The organism is Liquorilactobacillus oeni DSM 19972 (assembly GCF_001436275.1).
GTDB lineage: Bacteria > Bacillota > Bacilli > Lactobacillales > Lactobacillaceae > Liquorilactobacillus > Liquorilactobacillus oeni.
Genome location: NZ_AZEH01000039.1, coordinates 605,699 through 624,285, shown reverse-complemented (window position 1 = coordinate 624,285; position 18,587 = coordinate 605,699). Strand labels below are relative to the sequence as shown.

The window sequence follows — 18,587 nt, the reverse complement described above, 5'->3', positions numbered from 1 at the left end:
AGGAGGACAACAATGGGCTTTTTTGATAAATTGAAACGTGCTTTTAGCGGCGAAGAGACTAAACAAGCAAGCGAAGAGGAACAGAAGTATGAACATGGTCTGCAAAAATCTCGTAAAACTTTTGGTGATAAGTTGAATGAACTTTTTGCGAATTTTCGCAGTGTCGATGAAGAATTTTTTGAGGAACTTGAAGAAACTTTAATTGAAGCTGATGTTGGTTTTGAAACTGCTGTAAAAATCAGTGATGAGTTGAAAGAAGAAGTTAAGCTCAGAAATGCAAAAGATAAAAAAGCTGTCACACAAGCAATTATTGAAAAACTGGTATCCTTGTATGAAGCTGAAGGAAAAGTTGAAGAAAATGATCTCCATTTTGCAGCGGAGGGACCTACCGTTTTTCTTTTTGTGGGTGTCAATGGAGTTGGAAAAACAACGACAATCGGCAAACTGGCTCATCGGTTGAAAGCAGAGGGGAAAAAGGTGCTTTTGGCTGCAGCAGATACTTTCAGAGCAGGGGCAATTGAACAACTTGTAGAATGGGGTAAAAGAGTTGATGTAACGGTGGTCAGCAAACCTGAAGGAAGTGATCCGGCTGCTGTTGTATTCGACGCGGTTCAAAAAGCCAAAACTGAAAGCTATGATATATTGCTGGTAGATACGGCTGGAAGATTGCAGAATAAAGTTAATTTGATGAATGAGCTAGCAAAAATTGAACGTGTGATAACGCGTGAACTTCCGGCACAACCGCAAGAAGTTTTACTTGCTCTCGATGCTACAACTGGGCAAAATGCTTTGACTCAGGCTAAACAATTTAAAGAGGTTACCAAAGTGACCGGTATTGTCCTGACAAAGCTTGATGGGACTGCTCGTGGCGGAATAGTTTTGGCCATTAGAAATGAACTGCATCTGCCTGTAAAACTTGTCGGGTTAGGTGAAAAAATGGATGATTTGCGTGACTTTGAACCGGAAGAGTTCGTTTACGGGCTTTTTAAGGGATTAATCTGAAAGTTGTAAATAAGAAGAGGTGAGATTCCGTTGGCAATTGAAAAAACAAACCGTATTAATGCCCTATTCGAATTCTATGAACCGCTTCTAACAAGTAAGCAGACTGAATATATTGCTTTGTATTACAGAAATGATTATTCTTTAGGAGAAATTGCAGAAAATTATCATATCTCTCGTCAGGCAGTCTATGATAATATAAAGAGGACTGAAGTCATTCTTGAAGCATACGAAAAAAAACTGCATTTGTTGCAGCAGTTTCAGTTGCAAAGCAAACAGACTGATGAACTGTTGATTTATGTTGAAAAGCATTATCCGCAAGATCACACTCTGTTGAAATTAGTTAAAAAGTTAGAACAATTAGAAGAATGAAAGTTGGTGGCTAAAAGTGGCATTTGAAGGGTTGACTGAACGTCTGCAAAATGCGATTGGTAAACTTAGACGCAAGGGAAAAGTTAGTGAAACTGATGTTAAAGAAGTTATGCGAGAAATTCGGCTGGCGTTGCTTGAAGCCGATGTTAATTTTCAGGTAGTTAAAGATTTTGTTAAGACTGTTAGACAGCGTGCGGTTGGGGCCGAAGTTTTAGAAAGTCTTACACCTGCACAACAGATTGTTAAAATCGTTAACGATGAATTGACAAAAGTTATGGGTGAAGAGGCTGTTACCTTAGAAAAAGCTCCTAAAATTCCAACAATCATTATGATGGTTGGTCTTCAAGGAGCTGGTAAAACAACTACATTGGGTAAACTAGCTTTGAAACTCAAAAAAGAACAGAACGCACGTCCATTATTAATTGCTGGTGATATTTACCGTCCTGCAGCAATTGATCAATTGAAAATTATTGGTCAAAACATAGATGTTCCGGTTTTTTCTTTAGGAACTGATATTTCTCCTGTTGAGATTGTTCGCCAAGGGCTTATACAGGCAAAAGAAAAAAAGAATGATTATGTTTTAATTGATACGGCTGGGCGTTTACAAGTCGATGAAAAGCTGATGAATGAGCTTTCAGAAATCAAGCAGTTGGCAGAGCCTAACGAAATTTTGCTGACTGTTGATGCAATGACTGGGCAAAATGCTGTTGAGGTTGCTAAGGGATTTAATGAACAGCTAAACGTTACAGGTGTTGTATTAACTAAGCTTGATGGTGACACACGTGGCGGGGCAGCACTTTCAATTCGCGCGGTAACGGGCAAGCCAATTAAGTTTATTGGACAAGGCGAAAAGATGACTGACCTGGATGTCTTTTATCCGGATAGAATGTCTTCTCGAATTCTAGGCATGGGCGATATGCTTACTTTGATTGAAAAAGCACAGCAAGATTTCGATCAGAAAAAAGCGACCGAAATGCAAGAGAAGATGCGCGAAAATACTTTTGATTTCAATGACTTTATTGATCAGATGGCACAGGTTCAAAAGATGGGGCCAATGGAAGATATTATTAAAATGATTCCTGGTATGGCTAACAATCCGGCATTAAAAAATTTAAAGGTAGATCCTAAGGATATTGAACATCTAAAAGCAATTGTCTTTTCGATGACAGAAAAAGAACGGGAAGATCCAGATCTGTTAAATCCTAGTCGCAGAAGAAGAATTGCGGCTGGTTCTGGACGTCCGGTTCAAGATGTTAATCGAATGATTAAGCAATTTAACCAGATGAAAAAAATGATGGGCAAAGTTTCAAAGGGAAACTTTTCAGGCATGGAGGGAATGCTAGGCAATGGTATTTCTGGAAAACTGGCAAAGATGTCGATGAATTCGATGATGCGTAAGAATAAAAAGCGTAAACTGAAGCGATTGCGAAAAAAACGCAAGCACAAGTAAGTTAATTTTTTTGCTTCTGTCAAGAAATAATCCTTTACAGCAGTCCAAATTACTGGTATATTATTTATCGTTAAGGAAGATATTAGGAGGTGTATTTATGTCAGTAAAGATTCGTTTGAAACGCATGGGTTCAAAGAAGCGTCCATTCTACCGAATTGTTGTAGCGGACTCACGTTCACCGCGTGATGGCCGTTTTATCGAAACAGTAGGTACGTATAATCCATTAGTAGAAACTGAAAGTGTAACTCTTAAAGAAGAAAACATTTTGAGTTGGTTGAATAATGGTGCACAACCTTCAGATACAGTACGTAACATTCTTTCAAAAAATGGTGTTATGAAGAAGTTTCATGATACAAAGTTTGCAAAAAAATAAGTTTTGAAGAATAAAGGATAGTTAGCTATTCTTGAAGCTTTTATATGACTTGAAAAAAGTAGCCAATTTAAGCGGTACTGTGTATCTTGTGCATAGTAAAAATGCGGCAGACATTATTTAATTGTCTAGCGGTGTTTATGGACTTTAAAAATAATTGTTAAAACCTCTTGATGAAGCAGCTTTGTTTCGTTCAGGGGTTTTCTTTTTAGAGGAGGGTGCACGTTGAATTACTACGAAGTTGGCCGAATCATTAATACTCATGGCATTAAAGGCGAGGTAAAACTCACTATTACTACTGATTTTGCTGCAGAACGTTTTCAAAAGGGTGTTCGTCTTTATATTGAGGATCAAAAAGAGCAGCCGATTGAAGTGAAACTGCAGACTATTCGGCGTCAAAAGCAATTTTATCTGCTTGGCTTCAGTGGTTATGATAGCATTAGCCAAGTTGAAAATTTTAAAGGCCGGAAGTTAATGGTTGCACAAGAAGACCAGCAAAAATTGTCAGTTGGAAACTATTATTACCGTCAAATAGTTGGATTGGATGTTTGGGATGAAAAAAACAACCAGCTAGGTGTTGTTAAAGAGATTCTCAACTTCGGGGCAAATGATATTTGGGTTGTTGAACGGCCGCATAAAAAAGATCTTTTATTGCCTGCTATCCAAGATGTGATTAAAAAAGTTGATTTGGAAAACGGTAAAATTGAAATAGAGCTATTAGATGGGTTGGATGTTTAATGAAAATTGATATCTTAAGCCTTTTTCCAGAAATGTTTGAAGGACCGCTCCATGAATCTATTGTCGGTAAGGCACTTGAAAAAAATTTGTTGCAGGTTAAAATTACGAATTACCGTGACTTTACGAAAGACCGACAGCATCATGTTGATGATTATCCGTATGGCGGCGGGGCAGGCATGCTGCTGCAGGCTCAGCCGATTTTTGATGCTCTTGATGAGGTTAAAAAGAACAGTGAAGAGGTCGGCAAAGTTATACTTCTCGATCCGGCTGGAAAAAAGTTTGATCAAAGTGTTGCTTCTGACTTGGCTAAGGAAAAACACCTGACTTTTATTTGTGGACACTATGAAGGTTATGATGAACGAATCAGAACACAAGTAACTGATGAAATTTCCTTAGGTGATTATGTTTTAACAGGTGGTGAACTGGGTGCGATGGTAATTCTTGACGCTACAGTCAGGCTGATTCCTGGTGTTCTTGGAAATAAAGCTTCTGCTGGTGATGATTCTTTTTCTGCAGGCTTGCTTGAATATCCGCAATATACACGGCCTGCAGTATACCGTGGCTTAAAAGTTCCAGATGTTTTATTGAGCGGTAATCATCAAAAAATTGCTCAATGGCGTAATTACCAAGCACTGAAAAGAACATATTTAAGACGTCCTGATTTACTTTTAAACATGAAACTTGATGCTGAACAGTGCAGTTGGTTGAAAAAAATTAAGAAAGAATATAAAAGTGAGTTATAGTTTTATCTTGAAAATGAAACTTGAGTATGATAACATTTTAACTGGCTTATGCCAGATTAACGATATTCCGCTGTGAATGGACATGAATGTCGGCGAAGGGGAGAAACAAAATGAATCCATTAATTGCAAAGATTACGGAATCTCAATTAAGAAGTGACATTCCTGATTTTCGTCCAGGAGATACTGTCCGTGTTCATGCTCGTATCGTTGAAGGTACACGCGAACGTATCCAGATTTTTGAAGGTGTAGTTATCAAGCGTCGCGGTAAGGGTGTTAGTGAAACATATACTGTTCGCAAGATTAGCAGTGGTATTGGTGTTGAACGTACTTTCCCAGTACACACACCGCGCGTTGAAAAAATCGACGTTATCCGTCATGGCCGTGTTCGTCGCGCTAAGCTCTATTATCTGCGTGATCTTCATGGTAAGGCAGCTCGTATTCCAGAAAAACGCCGTAAGTAATAGAATTAAACAGCATTAACTAAAAGCCTTGATTAACAGGGCTTTTTTGCTTCTCCAAAAAAACCAATAGACTGAAGTAAATGTGCTTTTCCTCAGTCTATTGGTTTATTTTTTACGTTACCTTTTTTAAACTTAATAGTATTTTTAAATTCTTGATTTGTCAGATCTTTTAAAATTTTATTTGGATGAGCTTTGTACAACATGCTGTTAATGTTAGTTAAAAAAAGACGATAAGCCGTTTTGATAATAAGCTTTCATTTGAAAAGCAATTTCTTCTGTTAAATGTGAAGGAATTGCAAAAATATTCATAAATTCCCAGCTATTCGCATCCTCGTATGTTTTATGCTCACAATAAAAGGGTAAGAGAAGTTTAATTGCTGTACTATTTGCTTGAGCCTCAATTAGTGCTCGTTGTGAATAGGAACGTTCATAAAGAATTTCATCACCGTAATCTTTAATGATTAAATGTGCAATTTCATGGGCAAGCTGAAAAGCAATTTCGCTTTTTTTATGCCAATTGGTGTTCATGATAATACAACGTTGTTCTATTGAAACAATTGACGGTGTTTCAGCAGCAAGTTCTTTTGTCCAAATAACACTGATTTTTAAAGAAGAAGCGATTTTAAGCAGTGAATCAAGTACCAAAGATTCCATTGCCCTATCCTCCCGTGTTATTTCATCTTATTTTCCCGCAGCAACCTTCTAATCAGTTCTAACTCGTCATCAGGGATAACCTTACCCTCGAATCTTAAAATTCCTTGAGGAGTGTCTGCAAGGTCAATTTCATTTTGACTGATCTTTTCGTTTGCAGATCGTCCCATCAGATAATCAAGCGAGACATCAAAAAAATCAGCCACTTTTTTAACACGTTCAACAGAAGGCGTTCTTTTTGTCCACTGATAGATTGTATTTTTACCGAACCCAAGCTGATCTTCAAGTTCATAGACAGAAATGTGATGTTCCTTTGCAAGATTCTTTATCCGGTCTACTGTGCACATAGTAAATCTCCTATCAGTAAAATATAACTAAAAAGTTAGAAAATTATTGAAAACTAACGTATTAGTTAGTATAATTAGTACAGGTAATAAAGATTAACATTTAATGAAATTGCTATTTTATTACACTGACGGCTATCTCTTTGTAAATTCTATAATAACGTAACTGGAATCGTCAAATAAATTAGCTAATATTTAGGAGTGGAGCAAAATGAAATATGAATTGTCAGATGCAATTTTGCTGTGTTTAAAAAGAAATAAGCGTATGGGTATAAAGCCAAGTTCTCAATCGGATATTGCAAACCACTTTGGGCTTTCAAAACCATATGTCAATCAGTTAATTAATGGAAGAGTTGCAGACTCTGAAAACACTAGGAAGTGGTTAACTCAGATTCGGGACTATGCGGGGACTAATAATTAATAAAACTATGAGTGCTCTAAAAAACTCTACAACAATAAAGAGGGGTGTACTAATAGTCGTTAGGCTTTGAGCATTACCTACGAATTATGAACATGGTCTGAATTTGGCTATGAGTAATTTGCGGTTAAGTGGAAAAAGGCTGACTATTAAAACACATTAATGCGCGTATTTGCAGATTAAAACAGAAGGACTGAGTCAAAAGTTAACATTTGGCTCAGTCCTTCTTAAATATTTTATTAAAAATTATTTTTTAATATCCCATCACAGAAACTACAGCAGTCAGTACCATTGTTCCAAGTGTAGCAATAATCATTACCCATACAACAGCTGTTGTAATTTTTTGAAACCGTGTCTTCTTTTTCTTGGCCAAAATAAGCTCACCTTTCATTTTCCTTTGCTCTTTACTATACATTCTGCTGTAGGTGCGTGTCAATATGTGCATGTCTTTGAGCATTTTTTGCAAAATTGCAAACCTCTGAAACAAATTGAATTTGACCTTGTAAACATTTATAATGAAACAAGTGAAAAACTTACCGGAAGAGGTGCCGATTATGTGCGGTTTTGTAGGGTGTTTAAGTGATATCACCAAAGATACCGGAAAAAAATACAACAAAATGATACATGCGATGAATAAGATGATTGTTCATCGTGGGCCTGATGATGATGGCTATTTTGAAGATCAAAATATTACTATGGGCTTCAGAAGACTAAGTATTATTGATCTTGAAGGAGGACACCAACCTCTTTCTTATGATAATGAGCGATACTGGATGACTTTCAATGGAGAAATTTATAATTATATTGAATTGCGTGATGAATTAAAAAAAGAAGGCTATGATTTTAAGACGGATTCAGATTCTGAAGTTATTTTAGCTATGTATGCTAAACACCGTGAGGATTGTGTGAAATTCTTTCGCGGAATGTTTGCTTTTGTTATCTGGGATCAACAAGAAAAAGTCTTTTTTGCGGCTCGTGATCACTTTGGAATTAAACCATTTTATTATGCTGCTGTAGGAGATAAATTTTATTATGCTTCAGAAAGTAAAGCAATTTTCAAAGTATTGCAGGATAAGACGTTTGATAAGGATGCTTTGCAAGACTATATGACCTATCAATTCGTACCTGAACCAGAGTCATTGGTTAAAGAAATCAGAATGCTTGAACCAGGACATTATCTGCTAAAAAAATTGGGAAAAAAGCCAGAAATTAAGCGGTATTACTATGCACAGTTCAAACCGGTAATCAGGCCTGAAAATGAGTACATTAAAAAAGTGCGTGATGTTTTATTTGATTCTGTTGAAAAGCATATGCGTGCAGATGTACCCGTTGGTTCGTTTCTTTCAGGCGGAATTGATTCATCAATTATTGTGGCAATTGCAAAACAATTTAATGAACATATCGAGACAGTTTCAGTAGGCTTTCAGCGTGAAGGATACAGTGAACTGGACGTTGCAAAAGAAACTGCTGAAAAGTTAGGGGTAAAAAACTATAGTTCAATTATCACTCCAGAGGAATTTATGAAGGCTTTTCCGCATTTTGTTTGGAACATGGATGATCCGCTGGCGGATCCGGCTGCAGTGCCGCAGTATTTTGTTGCAAAAGAAGCACGTAAACATGTTAAAGTTGCATTAACTGGTGAGGGAGCGGACGAACTTTTTGGCGGTTATACAATTTATAATGAACCTAATTCATTACGTCCCTTTAAATATACGAAACCGATTAACGGCTTATTGAAAAGAATTGCACAGATTATTCCAGAAGGAGTTAAGGGGCGCAGCTACCTTTTGCGGGGGACAGTGCCGCTGGAAGAACGGTACGTTGGAAATGCCTTTATCTTTAATGAACCTGAAAAGCATCGATTTATAAAAAATTACAATGTAAAGCATCCATTGCAAACTATTACGCACCCTTTTTATCATGATTCAATTGATTATGATTCAATCAGTCGAATGCAGTTTATTGATATGCATACTTGGTTAAATGGAGATCTTCTGCATAATGCGGATCGAACAACAATGGCTCACAGTCTTGAATTAAGAACACCTTTCTTAGACAAAGAAGTTTTTGCAGTTGCTAGTCAAATTCCGGCAAACTTACGGATCGCTCATGGAACAACAAAGTACATTTTGCGTAAAGCAGTTGAAGGAGTAGTCCCCGCACACGTTTTAAATCGTAAAAAACTGGGATTTCCGGTTCCAATTCGTTTTTGGCTGCGTGATGAAATGTATGACTGGGCACGTGATATTATTACTTCATCTCAAACTGATAAATTTTTTGATAAAGATTACTTCTTGAAACTTTTGGAAGAGCATCGCTTGGAAAAACGGGATAATTCGCGTAAATTATGGGCTATCTTAACGTTTATGATGTGGTATCGAATTTATGTTGAATCACCTGAACTGGTGGATTCAATGCAAGCAGCTAAATTTGATAATTAACTCAAATAAGAATGAAATGGGGTAATGCCGGTGGAAATCATGGTTCAAAAATTTGGCGGAACATCTGTCCAAGACGATGCAGCACGGCATAAAGCACTTGAACATGTTCGATATGCTGTTGAAAAAGGCTATAAAGTTGTGGTGGTAGTTTCCGCAATTGGACGCAAAGGTGCACCATATGCTACGGATTCGTTGTTAGAGCTGGTGGATAGTGGGAAGTCTAAACTTTCGCCGCGTGAGTTAGACATGCTTGTTTCCGTAGGAGAGGTCATCTCAACAGCTGTTTTTACGGAGCTTTTAAAAGAAAATGGGCTAAAAGCAGTTGCCATGACTGGAGCAGATGCAGGTTTTCGAACTGATAATGAATATCAAAATGCTAAGGTTATAGACGTTAAAACCGAAGGAATTCTTAAGACGTTTACCAGTAATGAGGTCGTTGTAGTTGCAGGTTTTCAGGGGTTGTCCCGTCAAGGACACGTAGCAACCTTGGGACGTGGCGGCAGTGACACTTCAGCGGCCCTTTTAGGAGCTGCATTGTCTGCAGAAAGAGTAGATATTTTCACCGACGTTTCGGGGATGATGACAGGAGATCCCCGAATCGTTAAAAAGGCACGTTTCTTAAAAAGTGTCAGTTATGAAGAAGTTGCTAATATGGCGCATGAAGGGGCAAAGGTAGTTCATCCGCGTGCGGTTGAAATTGCACAGCAGGCACACGTTCCCTTGAGAATTCGTTCAACTTGGGATAGTGTGGATGAATTAGGTACACTCATTTCAGATAGAGATCTTTCCATTCAGGATTATAGAAGTGTGACAGGAATCGCACATCAAGTTGGTTTAACTCAATTCAGCATTTCAACTGCAAAATATTCAGCTGATATGCTTTTTAAGTTGCTTGCAAAAAATGATTTAAGTGTTGACTTTATTAATATTCTTCCTGAAAAAGTTGTTTTTAACTTAAATCATATCCAAAGTGCTGCGGCTAAAAAAATACTTGCAAAAGAACATATTGCAGCTGATGTTATTTCTGATTGTGCCAAAGTATCCATTGTAGGAGCGGGCATTATGGGAACTCCAGGGATCACAGCAAAGATTGTTACGGCACTAGCCAAGTATGGAATTAAAATTTTGCAGACAACAGATAGTTATACTACAATCTGGGTGTTAGTCAGTCAAAAAGATCTTGGAGTTGCTGTGAATGCTCTTCACGATACTTTCTTGTTAGGTGCGTGAAAAATGGATAAAATATTTCAGTGGTACTGGCAATTGTTATTTTTGTCCTTAATTTGGCTGGTTTTACGATTATGGAAGAAGTTTCGACTTAAACCGCGGATTTTTTCAAAAAGAGTTAAACCAGTTGATATTTTAACGGTCTTTATTTTATATGGAATTCATCTCCTTTCTCTTGAGATTCTACACGTTTCAATGTTGCCTTATCTTTTTTTGGGGATGGGTCTTTTGGGAATTGGGATGACATTGGTGTATGTTTTTATTGAAAAAAGACTTGTTTATCGGGAGTTTTTCCTGCATTACTGGCGTTTTGTTGATATCGTGGTCTTTCTTTTGTACACACTCTTATTGGTGTTATTATTCGTTTAAAAATTAATAAAATGATGTAAAAATTTAGCTTAGAAATAACCGCTTTAGGTTGTTTCTAAACTTTTTTATTTTATGTGGTAAAAAGTGGTAAATTTGTGGTTTAAAGTGGGGGAATGTGGTACCATCTGTTTATGGTAGTGTCAAAGGTGGTGTCTTTTGATGTTTATGGGTGAATATCGGCATACGATCGATGAAAAAGGCCGGTTGATTATTCCAGCAAAATTTCGTGAAAGCTTGGGAGAGAAATTTGTAATCACTCGTGGGATGGATGGTTGTTTATTTGGTTATCCTCAAAGTGAGTGGGATAAACTTGAACAAAAACTGCAGCAGCTTCCTTTGACAAAAAAAGATGCGCGTGCTTTTGTGAGGTTTTTTTATTCTGCCGCAACAGAGTGCGAATTTGATAAGCAGGGACGTATTAGTATTCCACGTTCTTTGCGTGAACATGCGGCACTAGCAAAAAAATGTGTTGTAGTCGGAGTGTCGAATCGTTTTGAAGTTTGGGCACAGCAGCGTTGGGATGATTTCTCAAGCGAAGCTGAAGGAAATTTTGATGAAATTGCCGAAAATATGATTGATTTTGGGCTTTGATATAGGAGGTTATTTTGGAAAATTTCAAGCATAAAACTGTTTTGTTACATGAAGCGATTGCTGGATTAGCTGTCAAGCCTTCTGGAACTTATGTAGATTGTACATTAGGAGCTGGTGGACACAGCGAACTTCTGTTGCAAGGGCTCTCGCCGCAAGGTCACCTATACTCTTTTGATCAGGATCAAACAGCTATTACATACAATCAGGATAGATTCAGCAAAAGTGATAGTAAAGAAAAGATTACTTTTATTAAAGCCAATTTTCGATTTCTCAAAGAAGAACTGAAAAAGTATGGCGTTAAGGAAGTAGATGGGATCGTTTATGATCTAGGGGTTTCTTCACCGCAATTTGATGATGCCAAAAGAGGTTTTAGCTACCGCTATGATGCACCTCTTGACATGCGAATGGATCAAAGCCAAGAGTTGAATGCTCAAACTGTGGTTAATGAATGGCCGTATTCTGAGCTGGTAAGGATTTTTTTCCGTTATGGTGAGGAAAAATATGCAAAGTCAATTGCACGCAGGATCGAAAAAAGACGCGCGCTGCAAAGAGTTGTTACTACCGGAGAACTTGTAGATTTGATTAAAGAAGCGATTCCGGCACGTGCACGCAGAACAGGCGGGCATCCTGCTAAAAGAGTTTTTCAAGCTATTCGAATAGCGGTTAATGATGAGTTGGGAGCCTTAGAAGAATCTCTGGAACAGGCATTGGATTTGCTGAAGGTTGACGGACGGGTCAGTGTAATTACTTTTCAGTCTCTAGAAGACCGACTTGTCAAAGGAATTTTTAGAGAGGAAAGTTCATTGCCTGATTTGCCACCAGGGTTACCTATGATACCAAAAGAATACGAGCCTGATTATAAATTAATAACGCGTAAACCAATTGTTCCAAACGAAGAAGAAGTGGCAAAAAATCGTCGTGCACATTCCGCGAAACTTAGAATAATAAAGCGAATAAAAGAATAGGATAGTAATTATTTTTTGAAGGATATGATAAGATGGCACAAAATACTGCGAGACAAATGCAAGCACAACCGCAAATTGAACATAATCCAAGGCCAATACATACAAAAAAACCAGAATTACAAACTGGAAGGGTTCCATTTTCAAGGCTTGAGATTTTAGGGATTTCAATTGCAAGTATTATTGTTATGATCCTGATGATCTCCGTTATTTCATCAAAAATCACACTTTCAAAGGCACAGTACAACTTGCAGCAAGTTAGTCAGGGAATAGTTAATTTGCAAAATAAAAATGTTGATACAAAGCAAGAAGTCAGCGAATTATCCAGTCGAAATCGCTTGATGCAGGTTGCTCAAAATAATGGGCTGAAGATGAATGATCAGAATATAAGGAATGTTTCAAAATGAGCAGGAAGTATAAACGGCAGATAGATAGGCGAACACAGCAAACTAACAGAAAATTGTATGGACGTGGAATTTTCTTTGTTGTTGCGCTGTTGTTCGCACTATTTATCGGTCGCTTTTTTTATATTGCAACCTTTAAAAGTGTAAATAATGTCAATTTACCCAAAAAAGCAGCTCAGCTTTATGCCAGTAAATCCGAAGTTAAGGCACAAAGAGGTACAATTTATGACTCGGATAATCAACCGATTGCTGAGGATACTTCTACTTACACAGTCTACATAATTCTTTCTAAGACTGCAGTCGCTTTTGGCAAGAGAGAATATTTGGCAGACAGTGAAAAGAATAAAGCTGCCAAAGTTCTGAGCAACAATTTGTCTATTGGCTATGACCAAGTAAAAAAGATTTTAAATCCAGCAGATAAGGATACTTATCAAGTTGAGCTAGGAAATGCCGGCAAAAATATTTCACTTGAAACTAAGAAAAAGATTGAGGATGCAGGGTTACCAGGAATCAACTTCAAGGAGTCTCAGGCACGTCTTTATCCAAATGGTGTTTTTGCCTCGCATATTATTGGCTTGGCAGAAAATGAATCAAATAAAATGGTTGGAGTAATGGGACTTGAAAAGGTTTTTAATACACAACTTTCGGGGGTTAATGGGGTAAGGAGTTTTGAAAAAGATGTCCGTGGAACTCCAATTCCAGGTTCTAAAGTTAAAACAAGAAAAGCTAAAAATGGTGATAATGTCTATACAACGATTGATTCAAGGCTGCAGACTTATCTGGAGACTTTAATGACACAGGCTCAAGACAAATATAATCCTCAAACAATGAGTGCAGTTTTAATGGATCCGCATACCGGAGAAATCAAAGCTGCTAGTCAAAGGCCAACTTTTAATGCACAAACTAAAGATGGAGTCGGACAGATTTGGCGTAATATTTTGGTTGAAGATGGTTTTGAACCGGGTTCAACGATGAAGGTTCTAACCATGTCGGCTGCAATTGACAGCGGTATTTATAACTCAAATAGTACTTTTAAGTCGGGGACTTACAAGATAGATGGTAAAATGGTTGATGATTGGGATACTAATGGATGGGGAAATATTACTTATAGGGATGCATTTATCCGCTCATCTAATGTTGGGATGGCTCATCTGGAACAGCAAATGGGTGCTAAACGCTGGTTAAGCTATATCCATCGATTTGGGTTGCTTTCTTCTACGGATTCCGGACTTTTGAATGAAACTAAGGGAAGCATTGAATATAAGTACCCGATTGAACAGGCAAATACGGCGTACGGTCAAGGAATCAACGTTTCTGTTTTTCAGATGATCCAAGCTTTTTCAGCGGTAGCTAATAATGGTAAAATGGTAAAACCGCAAATTGTTAAAAAAGTTGTTAATCCTAATACTGGAAAAACAGTCACTAAAATAAAAACAAAAGTTGTGGGTCAGCCAATTAAAAAAGCAACTGCAAAAAAAGTGTTGAGTATGATGCAAGATGTTGTCTATAATCAAAATGGAACTGGTTCAGCATTTAAAATAGACGGCTATCCGATTGCGGTTAAAACAGGAACCGGTCAAATTGGCAATAGTTCTGGTACAGGTTATTTAACCGGTGATACTAATTATACTTTTTCAGTGGTTGGAGTTGCCCCAGCTAATGACCCACAGTATGTATTGTATTTAGTAATGAAACAGCCTAAAACATTTGCAAATAATACTTCTGGACAAATGCTGGCTTCTGTTTTTAATCCTTTAATGAAGAGAGCTCTTGATGAGAAGAAAGAATCCGTTTCTTCTTCCAATAATCAAGTAGTGCTTAAAAATGAGGTTGGCAAAAATGCTGCTTCAGTTCGAAAAGAACTGAGCAACTCAGGACTGCTTGTTGTAGAAGTCGGCAGCGGTAAAAAAATTCTAGCACAATCTGAGAGTCAGGGCAGTGTTTTATTATCAGGTGAACGGATAATTATCATGACCGGTGGTGAAAAAACAATGCCTGACATCACAGGCTGGTCGCGCAGCGATGTAGCTAAACTTGGAAAACTGTTAGGAATTGAATTTGATTTTTCAGGTTCCGGTTATGTCAGCTCACAAAGCGTGGCAGCCAATAAATCTTTGGTAAATGTAAGTAAAGTAGCAGTTCAATTAAATTAGAATGATGTGGTGAATTATGCAAGCAAGTAAGTTGATTAATAGTTTAAAATTTAAAAAAGTTATTCCGAATCGGTTCGAAGACTTCAGTGTGTCACTTCTGACACAAGATACCCGTGAAGTAGTTGATAACAGCATTTTTGTGGCTGTCAAAGGAGCGAAAGTTGATGGTCATACTTTAGTTGACACGGCCGTTCAAAAGGGCGCAAGCATGATTATTGCACAGGAAAAGCTTAGCAGTATAGAAGTCCCAGTGGTTTATGTGCGGGATACGAAAAGAGCAATGGCAATTTTGAGCAGCTATTTTTATGCTACTGCTAGTGAGGCATTGCGAATGATTGGTGTGACAGGTACAAATGGCAAAACAACTGTAACACACATTATTGAAGCAATTTTTCGTGCACATGGTGAAAAAACCGGGCTTATCGGTACGATGTATCGTAAAATCGGTGATGAAATTCTAGCAACGAAAAATACTACCCCAGACATAATAACGTTGCAGCGAACCCTTAATAAAATGGTCGAACGAGGTGTGTCAACTGTTTCTATGGAAGTTTCTTCTATTGCTCTGGTACAGGGCAGAGTATGGGGGATAGATTTTGATGTTGCAGTTTTTACAAACTTAACACGTGACCATCTGGATTATCATAAGACTATGGCAAATTATGCCCATGCTAAAAGCCTTCTCTTTTCGCAACTGGGAAATTCATATACTCATAACGGGGATACTAAGGTTGCTGTTTTGAATATTGATGATCCAATCGGACGACAGTTTGAGCATGACACAGCTGCGCAGGTGCTTACTTATGGCATCAAACAAGATGCGATGGTTAGAGCCTCTAATATCGTCATTCACAGTCAAGGTACCGATTTTGACCTTCAGTTGTTTGAACGTAAGTGGCATTTAAAAGTTAAGATGGTGGGGCTTTTTAATGTCTATAATATTTTAGCAGCATTAGCTGCAGCGTATGCTTCAGGCCTTGATCCAGAAGAGATAATTCGTACTTTGGAATCATTTCCGGGTGTAAGGGGCAGGCTGCAGCTGATCACATCTCCTACAAGAATTGCAGCGATAGTTGATTATTCTCATACGCCGGATAGTCTATTGAATGCGTTAGAGACAATCAATGACTTTGCAAAGGGACGTGTTTTTTGTGTGGTTGGCTGCGGTGGTGATCGTGACCATGGCAAACGGCCTAAGATGGCGGCAATAGCACTTGCCCATAGTGATTATCCAATTTTTACGTCGGATAATCCGCGTTCTGAAGATCCGCAAAAAATTATAGCTGACATGCTTACGGGTCTTCCTGAAGGGGAAAAAGTACCTACTTTTCTTAAAAGACGAAAAGCAATTGAGTTTGCAGTCAATCATGCGCTTCCAGGAGATATTATTTTGATTGCAGGTAAAGGGCATGAAGATTATCAGATTATTGGGGAACATAAATACCATTTTGACGATGTTGAAGAGGCACAAAGGGCACTTAAGATGAAGGAGCAGGAAAGTTAGATGTCGATTTTTAAGATGACGGTTGCAATGCTAATAAGTTTTGCTATTACCGTTGGTTTTCTACCATTATTTATAGATTATGCGCATAAAAAGAAACAAGGCCAAATGATCCGTGAAGTTGGACCAAAATGGCATGAAAAGAAAGCAGGAACCCCGACAATGGGGGGGCTGGTCTTTAATACAGCAATTCTACTGACAAGTCTTATCCTACCATTTCTTTGGAACCAATTAACACCTCAGTTATTGGTACTTGATTTTATTTTACTGTTATACGGTATGCTGGGATTTTGGGATGACTCCATTAAACTTTGGAAGAAGCAAAATGAGGGATTGAAAGCTGGTCAAAAATTAGCTGGTCAAATTATAGGAGCTTTAATTTTTATGCTTGTTTATACCCATGAAAGATTACCGGCTTCATTGAACCTTTTGGGGATGGAGCTTCACCTAGGAATTCTTTTCGTCCTTTTCGTCATTATCTGGTTAGTCGGGTTCTCTAATGCAGTTAACCTAACTGATGGAATTGACGGTCTTGTTGCTGGTCAAGCTGCTATTGCATTTGGCACCTATGCAGTTATAGCACGTGCTCAGCATCAGTATGATGTTTTGCTGTTTTGCCTTGCTGTAATTGGAGCATTAATCGGTTTTATTTTTTTCAATCACAAACCAGCCAAAATTTTTATGGGAGATATGGGTTCATTGGCACTCGGTGGAGCATTAGCAGCTGTCTCAATTTTGTTACACCACGAACTTTCGTTGTTATTTGTTGGTATTATTTTTGTAATTGAGACTGCGAGTGTCATATTGCAGGTTGCTTCATTCAAATTAACCGGGAAACGCATTTTTAAGATGAGCCCGATTCATCACCATTTCGAATTAAGCGGTTGGAGCGAGTGGAGAATTGACTTTACTTTTTGGTTTGTGGGCTTGTTGGCAGGTGTCCTTACTCTTTGGTGGATTTTATAATACACGTAAAAATCAGGTATTGAATTTTATTGTAAAAAGGAAGTCTATGCAGATGAAAAAAATTACATCTTATGAAAATAAAAAGGTATTAGTAATCGGGCTAGGAAAGAGCGGTTTCAATTCAGCAGAATTGCTAAGTACACTTGGGGCGAAAGTAACCGTCAATGACCTTAAAGAACCGAAAGATCCGCAGATAGCTGCTGAACTTAAAAAGCATGCAATTGGGCTGGTGACAGGCGGGCATCCTCTTTCACTGCTTGATGGAATGGACTTAGTGGTAAAAAATCCTGGAATCCCCTATAATAATGTTCTTGTTGCGGCTGCAGTCAAACAAGGCTTACCCATTATTACAGAGCCTGAACTTGCTTACGAGATTCTGGATGCGCCTATGATCGGTGTGACAGGTACAAATGGAAAGACGACAACAACTACCATGATCTCGCTGATGTTAAATCAAGGGAGAACTAAAGGGAAAGCCTATTTGGCAGGAAATATTGGAATACCAGCAAGTAAAGTAGCACAAAAAGCAACTCCTGATGATATTATGGTTACTGAGCTTTCGAGTTTTCAACTTCTGGGAATTACGAAACTGCATCCTCACATTGCAGTGTTAACTAATATTTATGAAGCCCATACAGATTATCATGGTTCACGTGCAAATTATATTAAGGCAAAGATGCGGCTTACAATGAATCAAAATAAAAATGATTTTTTTGTGGTCAATTGGGATAGTGTTGAATGGCAAGACCTGAGCAGACAATCTGCTGCAAAGGTAGTTCCTTTTTCCCGACAGGATAAAAGTGAAGAGGGAGCCTATCTTAAGGACGGTTGGCTTTATTTTAGAAAAGAAAAAATAATGTCGGCAGCTGAAATTAAGGTTCCTGGAGATCACAATATTGAAAATGCACTAGCTGCTTTGACAGTTGCAAAGTTATTGGGGCAAAGCACTGAAAATATTGTGGAAGTTTTGAAGACTTTTTCCGGTGTAAGACATCGTACACAATATGTCACAACGATTAATGACAGAAAGTTTTATAACGATTCAAAGGCTACTAATATGGAAGCAACTGAAAAGGCACTGGCTGGTTTCAGTGCACCAGTGGTTTTGTTGGCAGGTGGGCTTGATCGTGGCTTTACTTTTGAGAGGCTTGTGCCATATTTCAAGAAACTGCGGGGGTTGATTGTCTTTGGTCAAACTGCTGACTTGGTTGCAGCAGCAGCTGAATCAGCTGGCGTGAAAAAAATTCTGCATACTAAGGATGTTGTTACTGCGGTACCTCTGGCATATAAAATGAGCAAAAAAGGTGATATTGTGTTACTTTCACCAGCTTGTGCCAGTTGGGACCAGTATCCAACTTTTGAAGTTCGAGGAGATATGTTTATTACCGCGGTGACGAAACTTCAAAAACAAGTGGAGGTAAGGTAAG

General features: G+C 38.1%; 21 protein-coding genes. 18 read left to right on the top strand and 3 right to left on the bottom strand.

The window, feature by feature from the left end; translation table 11 throughout:
* Positions 1-12: 12 nt before the first annotated feature.
* The 7 genes from ftsY to rplS all read left to right on the top strand — a co-directional run bounded on the left by ftsY (position 13) and on the right by rplS (position 5,133).
* A complete protein-coding gene (gene ftsY, locus FD46_RS08065) occupies positions 13-1,002 on the top strand; it encodes a signal recognition particle-docking protein FtsY (RefSeq protein WP_057896641.1) in 990 nt (329 codons plus the stop codon).
* Positions 1,003-1,032: 30 nt separating this feature from the next.
* Positions 1,033-1,371 (top strand): putative DNA-binding protein, encoded by a 339-nt coding sequence (locus FD46_RS08060; protein WP_057896640.1) that lies wholly within the window; start codon positions 1,033-1,035, stop codon positions 1,369-1,371.
* A gap of 16 nt (positions 1,372-1,387) precedes the next feature.
* Positions 1,388-2,821: a signal recognition particle protein gene (gene ffh / locus FD46_RS08055; RefSeq protein ID WP_057896639.1), complete on the top strand. Its 1,434-nt coding sequence runs from the start codon at positions 1,388-1,390 to the stop codon at positions 2,819-2,821.
* Between the two features lie 97 nt (positions 2,822-2,918).
* Positions 2,919-3,194, top strand: a complete 276-nt coding sequence (gene rpsP / locus FD46_RS08050; RefSeq protein WP_057896638.1) for a 30S ribosomal protein S16 — start codon at positions 2,919-2,921, stop codon at positions 3,192-3,194.
* 222 nt (positions 3,195-3,416) lie between these two features.
* Complete coding sequence (rimM, locus tag FD46_RS08045; RefSeq protein WP_057896637.1) at positions 3,417-3,929, top strand: ribosome maturation factor RimM; 513 nt, start codon at positions 3,417-3,419, stop codon at positions 3,927-3,929.
* Positions 3,929-4,672 (top strand): tRNA (guanosine(37)-N1)-methyltransferase TrmD, encoded by a 744-nt coding sequence (trmD, locus tag FD46_RS08040; RefSeq protein WP_057896636.1) that lies wholly within the window; start codon positions 3,929-3,931, stop codon positions 4,670-4,672. Before rimM ends, trmD begins: the two co-directional genes overlap by 1 nt.
* 110 nt (positions 4,673-4,782) lie before the next feature.
* A complete protein-coding gene (gene rplS, locus FD46_RS08035) occupies positions 4,783-5,133 on the top strand; it encodes a 50S ribosomal protein L19 (RefSeq protein WP_057896635.1) in 351 nt (116 codons plus the stop codon).
* 213 nt (positions 5,134-5,346) lie between these two features.
* On the opposite strand, the gene FD46_RS08030 is transcribed toward rplS, so the two are convergent.
* Together FD46_RS08030 and FD46_RS08025 are read right to left on the bottom strand one after the other, a co-directional pair.
* Positions 5,347-5,787: an ImmA/IrrE family metallo-endopeptidase gene (locus tag FD46_RS08030; RefSeq protein WP_057896634.1), complete on the bottom strand. Its 441-nt coding sequence runs from the start codon at positions 5,785-5,787 to the stop codon at positions 5,347-5,349.
* Positions 5,788-5,804: 17 nt separating this feature from the next.
* Positions 5,805-6,131, bottom strand: a complete 327-nt coding sequence (locus tag FD46_RS08025; protein WP_057896633.1) for a helix-turn-helix domain-containing protein — start codon at positions 6,129-6,131, stop codon at positions 5,805-5,807.
* 208 nt (positions 6,132-6,339) lie between these two features.
* Between FD46_RS08025 and FD46_RS08020 the strand changes: the two genes are divergently transcribed.
* Positions 6,340-6,549, top strand: a complete 210-nt coding sequence (locus tag FD46_RS08020; protein WP_057896632.1) for a hypothetical protein — start codon at positions 6,340-6,342, stop codon at positions 6,547-6,549.
* 250 nt (positions 6,550-6,799) lie between these two features.
* On the opposite strand, the gene FD46_RS10250 is transcribed toward FD46_RS08020, so the two are convergent.
* The gene (locus FD46_RS10250) at positions 6,800-6,937 is read right to left on the bottom strand and encodes a DUF4044 domain-containing protein (protein WP_187329027.1); all 138 of its coding nucleotides are present in this window, start codon (positions 6,935-6,937) and stop codon (positions 6,800-6,802) included.
* A 163-nt stretch (positions 6,938-7,100) separates the two neighbouring features.
* Here FD46_RS10250 and asnB point away from each other — a divergent pair, with 163 nt between their 5' ends.
* The 10 genes from asnB (at position 7,101) to murD (ending at position 18,586) form a co-directional block, all read left to right on the top strand.
* On the top strand, positions 7,101-8,987 hold the full coding sequence (gene asnB, locus FD46_RS08015) for an asparagine synthase (glutamine-hydrolyzing) (protein WP_057896631.1): 1,887 nt from the start codon (positions 7,101-7,103) through the stop codon (positions 8,985-8,987).
* A 30-nt stretch (positions 8,988-9,017) separates the two neighbouring features.
* Entirely contained in the window at positions 9,018-10,217 is a 1,200-nt protein-coding gene (gene dapG / locus FD46_RS08010) for an aspartate kinase (protein WP_057896630.1), read from the top strand.
* A gap of 3 nt (positions 10,218-10,220) precedes the next feature.
* Positions 10,221-10,583 carry a DUF3397 family protein gene (locus FD46_RS08005; protein WP_057896629.1) on the top strand — a complete coding sequence of 121 codons (363 nt, stop codon included), beginning with the start codon at positions 10,221-10,223 and terminating at the stop codon, positions 10,581-10,583.
* A gap of 159 nt (positions 10,584-10,742) precedes the next feature.
* Positions 10,743-11,174, top strand: coding sequence for a division/cell wall cluster transcriptional repressor MraZ (gene mraZ / locus FD46_RS08000; RefSeq protein WP_057896628.1), 432 nt, complete (start codon positions 10,743-10,745; stop codon positions 11,172-11,174).
* Positions 11,175-11,188: 14 nt separating this feature from the next.
* Positions 11,189-12,139: a 16S rRNA (cytosine(1402)-N(4))-methyltransferase RsmH gene (rsmH, locus tag FD46_RS07995; RefSeq protein ID WP_057896627.1), complete on the top strand. Its 951-nt coding sequence runs from the start codon at positions 11,189-11,191 to the stop codon at positions 12,137-12,139.
* 32 nt (positions 12,140-12,171) lie between these two features.
* Positions 12,172-12,543, top strand: coding sequence for a cell division protein FtsL (gene ftsL, locus FD46_RS07990; RefSeq protein WP_057896626.1), 372 nt, complete (start codon positions 12,172-12,174; stop codon positions 12,541-12,543).
* Positions 12,540-14,693, top strand: a complete 2,154-nt coding sequence (locus FD46_RS07985) for a penicillin-binding transpeptidase domain-containing protein (RefSeq protein ID WP_057896625.1) — start codon at positions 12,540-12,542, stop codon at positions 14,691-14,693. The genes ftsL and FD46_RS07985 overlap by 4 nt, the downstream gene beginning before the upstream one ends.
* A gap of 16 nt (positions 14,694-14,709) precedes the next feature.
* On the top strand, positions 14,710-16,197 hold the full coding sequence (locus FD46_RS07980; RefSeq protein ID WP_057896624.1) for a UDP-N-acetylmuramoyl-L-alanyl-D-glutamate--2,6-diaminopimelate ligase: 1,488 nt from the start codon (positions 14,710-14,712) through the stop codon (positions 16,195-16,197).
* Positions 16,198-17,160 carry a phospho-N-acetylmuramoyl-pentapeptide-transferase gene (mraY, locus tag FD46_RS07975; protein ID WP_057896623.1) on the top strand — a complete coding sequence of 321 codons (963 nt, stop codon included), beginning with the start codon at positions 16,198-16,200 and terminating at the stop codon, positions 17,158-17,160.
* Positions 17,161-17,212: 52 nt separating this feature from the next.
* A complete protein-coding gene (murD, locus tag FD46_RS07970; protein WP_057896622.1) occupies positions 17,213-18,586 on the top strand; it encodes a UDP-N-acetylmuramoyl-L-alanine--D-glutamate ligase in 1,374 nt (457 codons plus the stop codon).
* Position 18,587: the final 1 nt, after the last annotated feature.